The sequence below is a fragment of the Enterococcus avium ATCC 14025 genome, assembly GCF_000406965.1.
GTDB classification, from domain to species: domain Bacteria; phylum Bacillota; class Bacilli; order Lactobacillales; family Enterococcaceae; genus Enterococcus_A; species Enterococcus_A avium.
In genome coordinates this window covers 506,662-522,655 of record NZ_KE136363.1, presented here as the reverse complement: position 1 = coordinate 522,655, position 15,994 = coordinate 506,662, and the positions used below count along the sequence as shown (strand labels likewise).

General features: G+C 39.3%; 14 protein-coding genes. 13 read left to right on the top strand and 1 reads right to left on the bottom strand.

The window, feature by feature from the left end; all coding sequences use genetic code 11:
- Positions 1-62: 62 nt before the first annotated feature.
- From mgtA to lpdA, 5 genes are all read left to right on the top strand, one after another.
- Positions 63-2,669: a magnesium-translocating P-type ATPase gene (gene mgtA / locus OMU_RS12740; RefSeq protein ID WP_016180322.1), complete on the top strand. Its 2,607-nt coding sequence runs from the start codon at positions 63-65 to the stop codon at positions 2,667-2,669.
- A 391-nt stretch (positions 2,670-3,060) separates the two neighbouring features.
- Positions 3,061-4,170 (top strand): pyruvate dehydrogenase (acetyl-transferring) E1 component subunit alpha, encoded by a 1,110-nt coding sequence (gene pdhA / locus OMU_RS12735; protein ID WP_016180321.1) that lies wholly within the window; start codon positions 3,061-3,063, stop codon positions 4,168-4,170.
- 2 nt (positions 4,171-4,172) lie between these two features.
- Positions 4,173-5,150 (top strand): alpha-ketoacid dehydrogenase subunit beta, encoded by a 978-nt coding sequence (locus OMU_RS12730; RefSeq protein WP_016180320.1) that lies wholly within the window; start codon positions 4,173-4,175, stop codon positions 5,148-5,150.
- A gap of 77 nt (positions 5,151-5,227) precedes the next feature.
- The gene (locus OMU_RS12725; RefSeq protein WP_016180319.1) at positions 5,228-6,886 is read left to right on the top strand and encodes a dihydrolipoyllysine-residue acetyltransferase; all 1,659 of its coding nucleotides are present in this window, start codon (positions 5,228-5,230) and stop codon (positions 6,884-6,886) included.
- A gap of 7 nt (positions 6,887-6,893) precedes the next feature.
- On the top strand, positions 6,894-8,300 hold the full coding sequence (lpdA, locus tag OMU_RS12720; protein ID WP_016180318.1) for a dihydrolipoyl dehydrogenase: 1,407 nt from the start codon (positions 6,894-6,896) through the stop codon (positions 8,298-8,300).
- A 170-nt stretch (positions 8,301-8,470) separates the two neighbouring features.
- Here lpdA and OMU_RS12715 read toward each other — a convergent pair whose 3' ends face one another.
- A complete protein-coding gene (locus OMU_RS12715; protein WP_016180317.1) occupies positions 8,471-9,106 on the bottom strand; it encodes a GPP34 family phosphoprotein in 636 nt (211 codons plus the stop codon).
- Positions 9,107-9,380: 274 nt separating this feature from the next.
- Between OMU_RS12715 and OMU_RS12710 the strand changes: the two genes are divergently transcribed.
- The 8 genes from OMU_RS12710 (at position 9,381) to OMU_RS12675 (ending at position 15,994) form a co-directional block, all read left to right on the top strand.
- Positions 9,381-10,241, top strand: a complete 861-nt coding sequence (locus tag OMU_RS12710; RefSeq protein ID WP_016180316.1) for an Rgg/GadR/MutR family transcriptional regulator — start codon at positions 9,381-9,383, stop codon at positions 10,239-10,241.
- 292 nt (positions 10,242-10,533) lie between these two features.
- Positions 10,534-10,731, top strand: a complete 198-nt coding sequence (locus OMU_RS12705) for an LbetaH domain-containing protein (RefSeq protein ID WP_016180315.1) — start codon at positions 10,534-10,536, stop codon at positions 10,729-10,731.
- 78 nt (positions 10,732-10,809) lie between these two features.
- Complete coding sequence (locus OMU_RS12700) at positions 10,810-11,079, top strand: UPF0223 family protein (RefSeq protein ID WP_016180314.1); 270 nt, start codon at positions 10,810-10,812, stop codon at positions 11,077-11,079.
- A 10-nt stretch (positions 11,080-11,089) separates the two neighbouring features.
- Positions 11,090-11,854, top strand: a complete 765-nt coding sequence (locus OMU_RS12695; RefSeq protein WP_016180313.1) for an inositol monophosphatase family protein — start codon at positions 11,090-11,092, stop codon at positions 11,852-11,854.
- Between the two features lie 112 nt (positions 11,855-11,966).
- Positions 11,967-13,808, top strand: a complete 1,842-nt coding sequence (gene typA, locus OMU_RS12690; protein WP_016180312.1) for a translational GTPase TypA — start codon at positions 11,967-11,969, stop codon at positions 13,806-13,808.
- Positions 13,809-14,139: 331 nt separating this feature from the next.
- Positions 14,140-14,523: a hypothetical protein gene (locus OMU_RS12685; protein ID WP_016180311.1), complete on the top strand. Its 384-nt coding sequence runs from the start codon at positions 14,140-14,142 to the stop codon at positions 14,521-14,523.
- 63 nt (positions 14,524-14,586) lie between these two features.
- The gene (locus OMU_RS12680; RefSeq protein WP_016180310.1) at positions 14,587-15,264 is read left to right on the top strand and encodes a DUF2922 family protein; all 678 of its coding nucleotides are present in this window, start codon (positions 14,587-14,589) and stop codon (positions 15,262-15,264) included.
- A gap of 427 nt (positions 15,265-15,691) precedes the next feature.
- On the top strand, positions 15,692-15,994 hold the full coding sequence (locus OMU_RS12675) for an Fpa/YlaN family protein (protein WP_016180309.1): 303 nt from the start codon (positions 15,692-15,694) through the stop codon (positions 15,992-15,994).

Here is a 15,994-nt window from a genome sequence, read left to right as displayed (position 1 = left end):
ACCGAAAAGTAATTACTCGCGGACGACTGCGGTTGTCCTGAATTTTAGGAGGAACCATTATGATGAACAAAAAAAGCCTTCTTGCTCGCAAAGTCAACAAAGACCAAGAGCTAAAGAAATTAGCGATTTTATCTGATCGTGATCTTTTTCTAAACCTGAGAACCTCTTTACAGGGATTATCTGAAGAAGATGCACAAAGCCGATTGGAAGAATATGGTCCAAATGAAGTCTCAGCACAGAAGCCAACACCAGGAATTTTGCTGTTTTTACAAGCATTTAATGATCCGTTCGTGTATGTCTTAGCTGCATTAGCAATTGTTTCCTTATTAACCAATGACATAGAAGCGGCGGTTGTTATGACGATCATGATTTTGGCTAGTGTGCTGATTACCTTTATTCAAGAATACCGTTCGCAAAAGGCAAGCATCGAATTAAAGGAAATGATCGAAAATACTGCGGCAATTACCCGTAATGGAGAAACGAAAGAAATTCCGATGGATGAAGTCGTCCCTGGTGATATTTTGACGTTAGCAACTGGTGATATGATTCCAGCAGATGCCGTATTGATTTGGACAAAAGACCTTTTTGTTAACCAATCGTCGTTAACAGGAGAATCGATGCCTGTTGAAAAATTTCTAGTAAAAGACAAGGAATTGACGGAAGAAGCCACAGCATTAGACTTAACAAATCTGGTTTTTATGGGAACGGATGTGCTAAGTGGTCAAGGAAAAGCCATTATTTTAAAAACGGGTCAGCAAACATTTTTCGGAGATATCGCCAAAAATGCCACATCCAAACGGGGGAAAACGTCATTTGATTTAGGATTAGCTAGAGTCAGCAAATTATTACTGCGGATGGTTATGATTCTTTTTCCATTAGTTTTTCTGATAAACGGCTTAACGAAGGGTGATTGGAGCAGTGCCTTCTTCTTCGCCATTGCAGTTTCAGTCGGCTTGACGCCTGAAATGTTGCCGATGATTGTGAGCTCTAACTTGGCAAAAGGAGCATTGACATTATCGAAACACAAAGTGATTGTGAAAGAGTTGGCTTCAATCCAAAATTTAGGTGGAATGGATGTCCTCTGTACAGATAAAACTGGGACAATTACGGAAGATCGAGTTGTTTTGGTTCAACATTTGGACCCTTTAGGAAATGAAAACGAACAAGTATTAGACCTTGCATTCATGAATTCTACCTATCAAACGGGCTGGAAGAATTTGATGGATATTGCCGTAATCAATTATTTTGAAGAACAAGATCGACATTTGCCCTATCAAATGGTTCAAAAAATTGATGAGATTCCCTTTGATTTTTCTCGTCGCCGTTTAACTGTCGTGATGAAAACAGACGAGCATCAATTGATGATCACTAAGGGCGCGGTTGAAGAAATGGCAGCAATTTGTAAATATGTGGAGATTGATGGAGAGATTCTAGAGTTAACCCCAGAAATTCGCCAACAGCTACAAACCGTCAATGAAAAAATGAATCGTCAAGGCATGCGTGTCATTACAGTAGCTGTTCGTCGTGACGCACATGATGAAGCCATCTATTCAACAGATGATGAAAAAGATATGACCTTGGTGGGCTTCATGGGCTTCCTTGATCCTGCCAAGGCATCAGCTAAACCGGCAATTAAATCCTTGCAGCAGCACGGAGTAGCGGTAAAAGTTCTAACAGGCGACAATGCGATCGTGGCACAAAAAGTTTGTCAGGATGTGGGAATCCCTGCAGATCAATATGTGTTAGGTAATCAAATCGATGAAATGTCAGACGATGAACTGTATCAAGCAGCTGAAACTACAAATCTGTTTGCAAAACTAAATCCGATGCAAAAATCACGAATCATTGAAGCTTTGCAAAATAAGGGACACACTGTTGGCTTTATGGGTGATGGCATCAATGATGCACCTGCTTTAAGAAAAGCAGATGTCGGAATTTCGGTTGATACAGCAGCCGACATCACAAAGGATGCTAGTTCCATTATTTTATTAGAAAAAAGCTTAGGCGTTCTAGAAAATGGTGTGATTGAAGGACGACGAGTATTCAGCAATATGATGAAATACATTAAGATCACCATCAGCTCAAATTTTGGGAATGTTTTCTCGATTTTAATTGCTAGTGCATTTCTACCATTTTTACCCATGCTATCACTTCAATTGTTATTGCAAAATTTAATTTATGATTTCGCTCAACTAACAATTCCATGGGACAATGTGGATGATGAAGAATTGCAGGTGCCAACAAAATGGGAAACAAAAGGGTTGTTAAAATTTACCCTGTGTATTGGACCTATCAGTTCTGTGTTTGATATCATTACGTTTTTAGTCATGTGGTTTGTATTCGGAGCGAATACGGTTGGTGCGCAAAATCTATTTCAAACAGGCTGGTTCATGATTGGATTAACCACACAAGCGTTGGTAGTTTTAATGGTAAGAACAAAGAAAATTCCTTTTATCCAAAGCCGTCCAGCTCCGCAGGTGTTTGTCAGCTTATTAATGGCAGTAGTAGTAGGAGCATTAGTCGTACTAACACCGTTAGCTGAGCAATTTGATTTTGTTCATTTGCCAAATAGTTATTGGCTATGGTATGCAGGAATTGTTCTTGCTTACATGCTGGCAACACAACTAGGAAAAGTATTGTATATAAAAATTGCAAAAGAATGGATCTGAACTATAACAGAAGGACCTGTGTTGTCCTTCTGTTTCTTTTTTGTGAAAATGCTTAACAAATTCCGGTCTAAACGTGTTGTTAATCCATCTATTTTAATCTTTTTTCTCCTTGATGATGAGGGGGATTATGGCAAATTTATGATTTTTCAAGATCACAAACTTACCTGTTCTAATCTAGATGTTTGTTATTATTAGAAAAAAGCTGCAGATGATTTCACAAGGTTGAAAAGTGAAACGCTTCAATTCGTTCAGAATTGCTGAGCAAGTTTGTTGTCAATTGAATACAAAAATGCTAATTTAGAGAAGAAGGAGCAATAGCAATAATACAGGTTGATTTGCTGTTGCACTGAAAACAAGATTTAATTTACTTAAGAGAGGAAAGTGTGACACCATGGCAGAAAAAGAGTTAACGATTGATTTTGAAGCCTTACTAAAAGATGTAAACGCGGATTTCCCCGTGTACCAGGCACTGGATGAAGATGGAAAGATTATTAATGAAAATCTCGTTCCAGAATTATCTGATGAAGAACTTGTTGAATTGATGACTTCAATGGTTTGGTCTCGTGTATTGGACCAACGTTCAACTGCATTGAATCGTCAAGGACGTTTAGGATTCTTCGCACCAACAGCTGGCCAGGAAGCTAGCCAATTAGCCAGTCAATTTGCGTTTGAAAAGGAAGACGTTTTACTACCGGGCTATCGTGATGTTCCACAATTGATTAAACATGGCTTGCCTTTAGCGGAAGCGTTCTTATGGTCACGCGGACATGTTGCCGGAAACAACTATCCTGCAGATTTACAGGCTTTACCTCCTCAAATCATTATCGGAGCTCAATATGTACAAGCTGCCGGTGTGGCATTAGGTTTGAAGAAACGTAATAGTAAAAATGTTGTCTTTACCTATACAGGCGATGGTGGTTCATCTCAGGGGGATTTCTACGAAGCGATCAACTTTGCTGGCGCCTATCATGCAAACGCTGTATTTTATATTCAAAATAATGGATTTGCGATTTCAACACCGCGTGAAAAGCAATCAGCAGCTAAAACGTTAGCACAAAAAGCAGTCGCTGCTGGAATTCCAGGTATTCAGGTTGATGGAATGGACCCTCTAGCTGTTTATTATGTCTCTAAAAAGGCACGTGAATGGGCAGCAAATGGCAATGGTCCAGTCTTAATCGAAACATTAACGTACCGTTACGGTCCACATACGTTATCTGGGGATGACCCAACACGTTACCGTTCAAAAGAAATGGACGACGAATGGACGAAAAAGGATCCATTAGTACGTTTCCGTAAATACTTAACGGAAAAAGGCTTATGGTCAGAAGAACAAGAAGAAAAAGTGATTGAAGCAACAAAAGAAGAAATCAAACAGGCCATCACTGATGCTGACCGCGTACCTAAACAAAAGGTGTCTGATTTCTTGAAAAATATGTACGAAGTGCAACCACAAAACATTAAAGAACAAATTGAATTCTATGAAGCGAAGGAGTCGAAATAATCATGGCACAAAAAACGATGATCCAAGCAATTACAGATGCCTTAGCTCTGATGCTTGAAAAAGATAAAGAAGTTTTAATTTTCGGTGAAGACGTTGGTAAGAACGGCGGCGTATTCCGTGCCACTGAAGGTCTTCAAGAAAAATTCGGTGAAGATCAAGTTTTTGATACACCATTAGCTGAATCTGGTATTGCTGGACTTGCTTTTGGGTTAGCCTTGCAAGGCTTCCGACCTGTCCCTGAAATTCAATTCTTTGGTTTCGTATTCGAGGCAATGGATGAAATTGTTGGACAAATGGCTCGTACTCGTTACCGTATGGGAAATACAAGAAACTTACCGATCACGATTCGGGCACCATTTGGTGGCGGTGTGCATACACCTGAGCTTCATTCCGATAATTTAGAAGGATTAATGGCTCAATCTCCAGGCTTGCGCGTGGTTATTCCGTCAAATCCGTATGATGCAAAAGGTTTGTTGATTGCATCAATCCGTAACAATGACCCAGTAGTCTTTTTAGAACACATGAAATTGTATCGTTCATTCCGTGAAGAAGTTCCTGAAGGAATCTATGAAGTGCCATTGGATAAAGCGGCTGTTACAAAAGAAGGTTCTGATGTTTCAATCATCACTTACGGCGCAATGGTTCGTGAAGCGATCAAAGCAGCAGATAACTTAGCGAAAGAAAACATCAATGCAGAAATCATCGATTTGCGTACTGTTGCACCACTTGATGTTGAAACGATCATTAAGTCCGTTGAAAAAACTGGTCGTGTAGTCGTTGTTCAAGAAGCGCAAAAACAAGCAGGTGTTTCTGCACAAGTTATCTCAGAGATTTCTGAACGTGCTATTCTTTCACTAGAAGCACCGATCGGACGAGTTTCTGCTCCAGATACGATTTTCCCATTCGGACAAGCAGAAGGAATCTGGTTGCCAAATGCAGCAGATATTGAAGCAAAAGTAAAAGAAATCGTAGAATTTTAAACCTACGTTACAAACAGCAGACTTATTTTTTCGGATCTTAGAAAAAATAAATACATTAGTATAAGGAGCGAAAAAACATGGCTTACCAATTTAAATTGCCCGACATCGGTGAAGGCATTGCAGAAGGTGAGATCGTTAAATGGTTCGTCAAAGCTGGCGACACAATTAACGAAGATGATACTTTACTAGAAGTACAAAATGATAAATCAGTGGAAGAAATTCCATCACCTGTAACAGGAACAATCAAAAAAATTATCGTAGACGAAGGAACAGTAGCAAATGTTGGCGATGTTCTCGTTGAAATTGATGCACCAGGACATGAAGATAATGAAGGTGATTCAGGTGTAGCTGCTGAATCACAAACACCTGCTGCTCCGGCGGCTGAACCAACTGCAGACAGCGATAAAGCTGAAAGCGACGGTTCCAATGCTGGCGGCGGAGTCTACCAATTCAAATTACCAGATATTGGTGAAGGTATTGCAGAAGGCGAAATCGTTAAGTGGTTCGTGAAGTCTGGGGACAAGATCGAAGAAGACGACACGTTACTAGAAGTACAAAATGATAAATCAGTGGAAGAAATTCCATCACCTGTAACAGGAACAATCAAAAAGATCATCGTAGACGAAGGAACAGTAGCAAATGTTGGGGATGTCTTAGTAGAAATCGATGCACCTGGACACAATGATTCTAGCGCATCTTCAAGTGAATCCTCTACACCAGCAGAGACAGCAAAAACAGAAGCAAAAGCGGATTCTTCAGTTGTTGAAGCAAGCAATCCAGACAAGCGCGTATTGGCGATGCCATCTGTTCGTCAATATGCACGTGAAAAGGATGTCGACATCACACAAGTAACTGCTACAGGTAAAGGCGGACGTATTACCAAAGAAGATATTGACACATTCGTTTCAGATGGAGGACAAGCAGCACCAGCGAAATCAGAAGCTCAAGCCACTGATACGGCAGCAGCAACTTCAAGTGCGCCAGCTGCAAAAGCAGAGAAACCAGCGCAACCATTTACTTCTAACATGGGCGAAATGGAAACTCGTGAGAAGATGACACCAACACGTAAAGCAATTGCTAAAGCAATGGTAAATAGCAAACATACGGCACCACATGTAACCTTGCATGATGAAGTTGAAGTGTCTAAACTTTGGGATCATCGTAAGAAGTTCAAACAAGTGGCTTTGGACAATGGTACGAAATTAACCTTCTTGCCATATGTGGTTAAAGCATTGACTGCAACAGTCAAAAAATACCCAGTCTTGAATGCATCAATTGATGATGCTGCGCAAGAAATTGTGTATAAAAATTACTATAACATCGGTATCGCAACGGATACAGATCATGGCTTGTATGTACCAAACGTTAAAAATGCTGATACAAAAGGCATGTTCAAAATCGCCGATGAAATCAATGAAAAAGCTGCTTTGGCTCATGATGGAAAATTGGCTGCAGATGACATGCGTAATGGAACAATCACGATTTCTAATATCGGTTCCGTTGGCGGCGGCTGGTTCACTCCAGTAATTAACTACCCTGAAGTTGCCATTCTTGGTGTTGGAACGATTGCGCAACAACCAATCGTGAACGATGAAGGCGAATTAGCGGTTGGTCGTGTAATGAAACTTTCATTAAGCTTCGATCATCGTATCGTCGATGGGGCGACAGCACAAAAAGCGATGAACAATATTAAACGTTTATTAGCTGATCCAGAATTACTATTAATGGAAGGATGATAAAATCATGGTAGTTGGAGATTTTGCCATTGAATTAGATACAGTTGTAATCGGTGCTGGACCTGGCGGCTATGTTGCCGCCATCCGTGCCGCAGAAATGGGACAAAAGGTAGCGATCATTGAGCGGGAATACATCGGCGGCGTTTGTTTAAATGTCGGCTGTGTTCCTTCAAAAGCATTGATTTCTGCTGGTCATCATTATCAAGATTCACTAGATTCCTCCATGTTTGGTGTAACTAGTGAAAATGTAAAGCTAGACTTTGCGAAAACCCAAGAATGGAAAGAAAATGGCGTGGTTAATAAGCTTACGTCAGGTGTTAAATTCTTGTTGAAAAAACACAAAGTAGAAATCATTGAAGGGGAAGCTTTCTTTGTTGATGATAAAAACTTGCGTGTGATTCATCCAGATTCAGCCCAAACCTATTCTTTCAACAATGCGATCGTCGCGACGGGTTCTCGTCCAATTGAGATTCCAGGCTTCAAATTCGGCGGACGTGTGATCGACTCTACTGGTGGGTTGGCTTTAGAAGCAGTACCTGAAAAATTAGTCATCATCGGTGGTGGTGTAATTGGTGCCGAATTAGGTGGAGCTTATGCTAATTTAGGTGCTGAAGTGACGATTATCGAAGGTACGGCACAGATTTTACCGACCTACGAAAAAGACATGGTGCAGCTTGTTGAGAAAGATTTTAAAGAAAAGGGTATTAAAGTTGTCACCTCTGCAATGGCTCGCGAAGCGGTTGATAACGGCGATAGCGTAACCGTTCGTTATGAAGTTGATGGTAAAGAAGAAAGTGTCGACGCAGATTACGTGATGGTAACTGTAGGCCGTCGTCCAAACACGAACGACATGGGCTTAGAACAAGCAGGTGTCGAAATGACTGACCGCGGATTGATCAAGGTAGACAAACAAGGTCGCACAAATGTACCAAGTATTTATGCCATCGGTGACATCGTTCCTGGTGCAGCTTTAGCCCACAAAGCAAGCTATGAAGCAAAAATTGCGGCTGAGGCCATTTCAGGCAAGAAAGTAGCTGTTGATTATAAAGCAATGCCTGCTGTAGCATTCACTGATCCAGAATTGGCCACAGTAGGAATGACAATCAAAGAAGCTAAAGAAGCAGGACTTGAAGCGAAAGCCTTCAAATTCCCATTCTCTGGTAACGGTCGTGCCTTGTCATTAGGCAAGACAGAAGGCTTCATTCGTTTAGTAACTACCGTGGAAGACAATGTTATCATTGGTGGTCAAATCGCTGGTGTTGGAGCAAGTGATATGGTTTCAGAACTTGCTTTAGCGATTGAATCTGGTATGAATGCAGAAGATATCGCATTGACGATTCATCCGCATCCATCATTAGGCGAAATCGTGATGGACGCATCAGAATTAGCATTAGGCTTACCAATCCACATTTAAACGTTAAAAAAAAAGTCAAAATCCTTTAGAAAAAGGATTTTGACTTTTTTTTATAGCCTATTTAAGACTATATTTCTTCCTGAAGTTTAGACTGAATTATTGGAAAAACTGTTAAGCAGAATTGTCTGAAGTGACCTATAAAATAATTAAGCTGATTTTATTTCCCTCATTTAAACAATGGTTATTGTAGCCATTGCCCCCACTAGCCAATCAAGCTGAGAGATCATTGTGTTGGTTTGTTTCGAAACAGGCTCATTTTTGGCTTCTCTAATTTTTGCCTCAAGTATTTTTCGATTTTCTTTTTCAATGTACTTCTTCAAGATGCTCGATTTTTTAAGCAAAATAGCTAAGGTTAATCCGTCACGATCCAATGGATTCATGTTTTCTAAACGAAAGACCAATTTTGCGACTGTTTCTTCTTTAGCGATATAGGCAAGTGCATGCGAATCTTTTTTTATTGACACTTCTTCGGCTTCAATAAGTGAATCACGGATCTGGGAAACTAATTGTTTGATATCTTTTTCAAAGAATGTCGTACCGTACGCATTGGCAATAGCTTCGATGCGTTTCTTTTTTAGTCCCGTGATTTTTTCCAAAAGGCAGTCGAGGTATTGTAAATCTTCAGGCAGCTCATTTGATAGGAGAATTACTTCCTTATTATTTAATTCGAGTACATTCGCTTTTTGCAGATCCAGAAGACCTGCCATAACGAGGCACATACCAACGTAGTAATTGAGTGAAGAGATTTTTCCTTGGCGATTCATGGTAAAAAGCAGATACTGTTGAGATAAACTAAGGTTGTTCATTTTATTTGCTCCTTTATTCGTTTGACTAAAGTATAACTGTTCGTGAAAAAATCCGCCTTTTTAGAAACAATCTTTTCGATAATTTTATTTTCTTGTTGTTTTTTCATGGTATTCTAAGGTGGTAGAAACAATAGTTTCGTTCAACTAATTTTATGAGCTGCTGAATTGTCAACTTCATTGCTTTAGCGCGTCGGTAAAAGGGAGAATGATTTAGATAATAGAATTTTTTATATCCATTCATTGACGCGAATCTGACAAAGGAGGATGAAAAATAGTGACGGGAAAATTTTTTCAAGAATTTCGAGAAAAGAAAAATCAATCGATTATGAACACTTCCGAGGGAATCGTGACGCCGCAATTTTTACGAAAATACGAACGGGAAAATGGAGATATTCGATTTTCTAATTTGCTTCAATTATTAGGTCGGTTAAATATAACGTTCGATGAGTTTGTTTTTGAAATTGACGATAGCATGGATGTTTGGTTGTATAAAATCGAGGAAGAGATTGATCAAGCTTATCATGCCGGAAATTCTTTTTTATTAAAAAAATTCGTGGAAAATCAAGAAAAATTGTATCGGCAAACCAACGAAGAACGATTTCTTTTTGCTGCACTTATTGGAAAACGATTTTACAATTATATATTCTTGCCTAGTTATACAGTTGATTTAGCACCGATCGCTGACTATTTGAGGGAAACCGAAACCTGGGGGAAGTTCGAGTTCTTTTTGATTACCTATAACGGGGATCTTTTTAAACCAGAGGAAGCTTATTTTTATACCAGGCGCTTAGTCAAGCAGTATGACGGCAGCTTTGAAATGCGAAAGTGGCGTTATGATGCTCTGCTTCATCTAACACGTTATTTGATTGAGGAGAATTATTTGGATCAGGCGGAAAAAATTCTTTCAGAATATATGGAAAAAATAACGCCGAATCGTGATTTGAAGTATATTCACCATGATTTATACGCGAAGTTTGTTTATGGTTTGCTGCTGGTTAAAAAGAAGAACCCCAAAGGACAGCGGCAATGTGAACGGATTATCGACATTTTTGTAGAAGATTGCGGTTATGTGAATTACGGTAATCGACTAAATATTCTTTATCAGTCAACGCTTGCAAAGGTTAAAGAAGCATAATAATGATGTATAAGGATATCAGTTAAATTATCTCAGCAAAAATATGTTTTAAAGAATGGAGTTAAAAGATGAATAATTCACTTGGCTTCAGCGCTTCAAAATCAGGAGAAATTATTTTGAACCCGATTTTCGTTGCAAGTTTGATAAAAACATTCATATCAGGCTCGTTTCTTCGCGTTTTTTTAATTGTATTTTATTAGATGACGGTGAGATTTACATTGGTGATGATGTTCTTTTTGGACCATGTGCAGGAAATCATGCGATTATATCATGCGATCATCCAGAAGAACGAATGACAGGGAGCTATTCCAAAAAAGTCGTGATTGAAGACAATGTTTGGATAGGTGCGAATGTCACGTTTGGTAAAAATACGATCATCGGCTCAGGGAGTGTCGTGACTAAAAATATTCCAGAAAATGTTATTGCGGTTGTAAATCCTTGGAGTGTTTTAAGAGAAATTGCAGAAGAAGATAAGGTTATCTCTTTATAAGAAATTCGTTTCAGAGAAGCTTTAAATAAAAGCTTTTGATTTTCTATGGTAAACTATTTCCGAATGGAGTGTGAATCAATGGCAAATTATGGTTACCCAATTGATGAGGATTGGACACACGAGGAGATTGTGACAGTCATCAATTTTCTGAATCTTGTTGAAGCAGCGAATGAATCTGGTATTGAGACAGAAGCTTTTTTGACTGGATATAAAAAATTCAAAACAGTTATAAAAAGTATCGGTGAGGAAAAGCGGATCGGGCGCGAATTCCAAGAAGTCAGTGGTTATTCTTTATATCGAACATTACAAAAGGCGAAAGCTGCGACAACTAAACGATTTAAGATGTAGGAGGACTAAAATGGAACAAGAAATCATTAGCTGGATTTATGAAGCAGCAGAAAGAATTAAGGCGGGATTAGGCGATGCCTTAAAGGTTGATCAAAAAAGCGGACGTACTGATCTAGTTACGAACGTTGATAAGGAGACGCAGGATTTTATCGTCAGCAAAATCAAGGCCTTTGATCCAGAAGCAAAAATTTTAGGTGAGGAAAATGGTCAGGATGAGACTCCGATCGACCATGGCCGGGTGTTCGTTATTGATCCGATTGACGGAACATTGAACTTTGTGATGCAGCAAGAAAATTTCTGTATCATGATCGCGGTCTACGAAGAAGGTGTCGGACAGCTAGGCTTTATCTATGATGTCATGAGAGATGAGCTTTTTTGGGGCGGTCCAAAGGTAGGAAAAGTCTTCTATAATAATGAAGAGCTTTCTGCGCCAGAGAACAAATCCTTAAATCAAGGTTTGCTTGGCATGAATCTAGCTCTGTATCGTAAAAATATCTATCATGCACAGGAAATCGGGAATCAATCCATGGGAGTACGGGTCTTAGGATGCGCGGGATTAGATTTTATCGCGATTTTAAAAGGAACTCAGATCGGCTATGTCAGTTCTTTGAGTCCATGGGATTATGCGGCGGGTAAAATCATGATGGAGCTATTGGGAATGCTGACATGCGGAGCAGACCAAAAGCCATTAAGCTTCAAAGGTCGTGAGTTCTTTATCGGTGCTACACAAGCGGCGATGCAGGAAATTCAAGCGTTTGATGAAGAGAAAAATTAAGAAAAAGACTTTTTCTGAAAAAATGAAAATGTTTTACTAACACTCTTAATGATTTTCTGTTATAATTGTCAATCGAGTGAGTCTCGCGTTACAAGAAAAGGAGCAATTAAAATTGAATTACAGAGAAGATATCCGCAACGTGGCAATTATCGCCCACGTCGACCATGGTAAAACAACACTAGTTGATGAAATGCTTAAACAATCAGATACCCTTGATAGCCACGTTAACTTACAAGAACGGGCAATGGATTCAAATGCATTAGAAAAAGAACGTGGAATCACGATCTTAGCGAAAAATACAGCTGTAAACTACAAAGACTACAAAATCAACATCATGGATACACCTGGACACGCCGATTTTGGTGGAGAAGTAGAGCGTATCATGAAAATGGTTGACGGTGTATTGTTAGTTGTAGATGCTTATGAAGGCACAATGCCGCAAACACGTTTTGTATTGAAAAAAGCGTTAGAACAACATTTGACACCAATTGTTGTGGTGAATAAAATCGATAAACCATCTGCTCGTCCTGAAGAAGTTGTCGATGAAGTGTTAGAATTATTTATCGAATTAGGTGCAGACGATGATCAATTAGATTTTCCAGTAATCTATGCTTCAGCAATCAACGGAACTTCTAGCTTATCAGATAATCCTGAAGAACAAGAACCAACAATGGCTCCTGTATTCGATACCATTATTGAAAAAATTCCTGCTCCCGTTGACAACAGCGATGAGCCATTGCAATTCCAAGTTTCTCTACTAGATTATAATGATTATGTAGGCCGTATCGGTATCGGTCGTATTTTCCGCGGAAAAATGAAGGTTGGCGACCAAGTTTCGGTTATGAAGCTTGACGGTTCGATTAAAAATTTCCGTGTAACGAAAATCTTTGGTTTCTTTGGTTTGCAACGTTTAGAAGTCCAAGAAGCAAAGGCTGGCGATTTGATTGCTGTTTCTGGGATGGAGGATATCTTCGTCGGGGAAACAGTGACACCTGTTGACCATCAAGAAGCATTACCAATCTTGCATATTGATGAACCAACATTACAAATGACTTTCTTAGTGAATAATTCACCGTTTGCCGGACGTGAGGGGAAATATGTAACGTCTCGTAAAATCGAAGAACGTTTGATGTCAGAACTACACACAGACGTTTCATTGCGGGTTGAAAACACTGATTCACCAGATGCGTGGACTGTTTCAGGTCGTGGTGAATTGCACTTGTCAATCCTGATCGAAAACATGCGTCGTGAAGGGTATGAATTACAGGTTTCACGTCCAGAGGTAATCGAAAGAGTTGTTGATGGTGTGAAATGCGAACCATTTGAACGAGTTCAAATTGATACTCCAGAAGAATACATGGGCAGCGTAATCGAAGCTCTTGGTCAACGTAAAGCAGAAATGCAAGACATGATTCATTCAGGAAATGGTCAAGTTCGTTTGGTTTTCTTGGCTCCAGCTCGCGGTTTGATCGGATTTACAACAGAATTCTTATCAATGACTCGTGGCTACGGTATTATGAACCATACCTTTGATCAATATTTACCATTGATTCAAGGCGTTATCGGCGGACGTCGTAACGGTGCATTAGTTTCTGTAGATAACGGAAAAGCAACGATGTACTCAATCATGAGTGTCGAAGAACGCGGAACGGTCTTCGTTGAACCTGGTACTGAAATTTATGAAGGTATGATCGTCGGCGAAAACAGCCGTGATAAAGACCTAGGCGTAAATATCACGAAAGCTAAACAAATGACAAACGTTCGTTCAGCAACGAAGGACCAAACGTCAGTCATTAAAAAGCCACGTATCTTAACATTGGAAGAATCTTTAGAATTCTTGAATGATGATGAATACTGTGAAATCACACCAGAAACGATTCGTCTACGTAAACAAATTCTAAACAAATCTGAACGTGAAAAAGCAGCGAAGAAACGTAAATTAGCTGTTGAATAAGTAAATGATTGAAGGCTGCGCTTTTTAGCGTGGTCTTTTTTTGTTAAAAACTCGTTATTTTAGAGAGTCGAAATGGTCATAGATAGGTTCTAAACGCTAGTGTTTAAGTGTTTTGAAAACAAAAACTTAATAAATCATCTTAAAGTGGGATTATTTCTATATTTTTCAAAAAAAGTTGATATTGAAAGAATTTCAAAAAAGGATTATGTTTTGCTCAGGGACAAAAAAGCATTGTTTTCGGTTTCAAGTTGGTGATTGGGTGTCACCAGATTCGGATTTAGTGGGTTAAAAAAGGAGTTACAAGTATTATTTTGAAAAAGGAGATAAATCAATGAAAAATTATGGCTTAAGTGAGTCTCAGCTATTCACTTTAACACGTAAGAATTTAGAAAAACGTATTAGTCAGTATTATCGTGAAACGAATGATGGCGATGGCGCGCTCGAATGTTTGATAGCGCTTCAAGTACGAGAAGAATTAACAGAAGCGGATTTCGCTTTTGTACTAGCCGATCTTGTGCGTCACATTTTTATGCGGACACGTTCGAATCGTTCACTGCGCCGCTACTATCTGTTTTTTACAGAATACTTCGAGAAGAAGGAATGGCGCTTATTAGAAATCAAATTGTTTCCAGCAAAGACCTATGTTGTGGAAAAGCTGAAGACCTTGTTTACACAATTTATTAAAGAACCTTTAGCAGGATTGGTCGGCTCATGACGAGGACCTGCGGAGAAAATGGAGAAAATAGTGAGATGAAAGAAACTAGAAAGGACTAAAAATATGCAAACAACCTATACATTAGCAGCAGAATTCGGCAAAAGCGATGGCAAATCCCATCGACTGCGCATAAAGGATGTTGATTTATCCAAATCAGCAGAAGAGATTAAAGCTTCATTAACAAAATTGACGAAACTAAAACTATTTGAAAAAAATGGCGTTGAATTATTTCAAGAAGTCCGCCATGCCAAAATTATCAAAAAAACAGAAAGAACCATTTTTAATGATGGAAAAGCTGCCAAAAAATCAGCACAGTCTCAAACGGACCAAACAGCAGCTGTCCAAACAATGGAAGAACCAATAAAACAGTCGAAGACACCTGATAATAATCGAGAAGTTCCGGAAACGATTCGGATTCCGGAGGATTTAATCATTACCGAAGAATGGCCGCAGCCGAATCGCTTCGTCCAAACAATTGAGCTGCCAAGTGGCTACCATTCGTGGGATTTGAATGAGAGTCAAGCATTCATGCTGATCAATGCGTGTTTTCCTGCGGGAATCGAACCATTGACTATCGAGGCAGACGATCAATCCGTCCCAGCGAAGCTGATTGTCACCGGAAAACGCACGGAAGAGGCACCACAGGAAGCGATCGTCGCTGCGGTGAACAAGGAATCTCCACCTGCAAAACCTAAGAAAAAACGAAAGCGGTTACTCGAGCGAATTCGTAAACGAGAGTAATCGTTGTGTCCAGCTCATCAAAAAATCCAACGTTGGTATGAGGTGGATGATAACTTGCATCTTTTCATACAAATAGAATTTTTTAGCCTGCTAACCAGCGGGCTATTTGTCGTGGAGAATCAAGCTTCCGAAAGAAATAATTGAGAAATTTTTTTAGTCCTACTAAGAAAATATGAACGGGTAAAATGATAAAAAACTGTTATGTTTCATATTACTTATTTGTTTCACAAGAGGAAAACAAAAAAGAATTGATTTTTCGCGTTTTTCGCTTAAGTTTTTAGTTTGTAATCTTTATGTAATATTAGATTGGCTGTGTAAAACTCAAAATCCGAACAAAGAGTTTAGAAAAAGCTTAGTCTCACTTATTTTTTTCCTTTTTAAAATTTTTCTATGTTATAATGTTGAATCAAGATAGGAGGGAAGCAAAATGGAAAATATTTCTTCTGATTTTGCCATTAAAGTATTACAAGAGGATGCTGACCGAATCAAATTGTTGATTCGCAATCAAACAAATAGCCTTTGTATCTCTCAATGTAAAGCCTTCGAGGAAGTCGTTGATACACAAATGTATGGCTTTTCCCGTCAGGTCTTCTTTGCTGAAAAGGTTGGTATATTAAAGCGAGGAGAAGGACAGAAGATGCTTAGTGAATTGGAAGCAGAGCTGAATCGTTTATATACGGAATTGTACGAGAATCGTCAAGATATGACGGATGCCGGCTGGGAGGCTTAA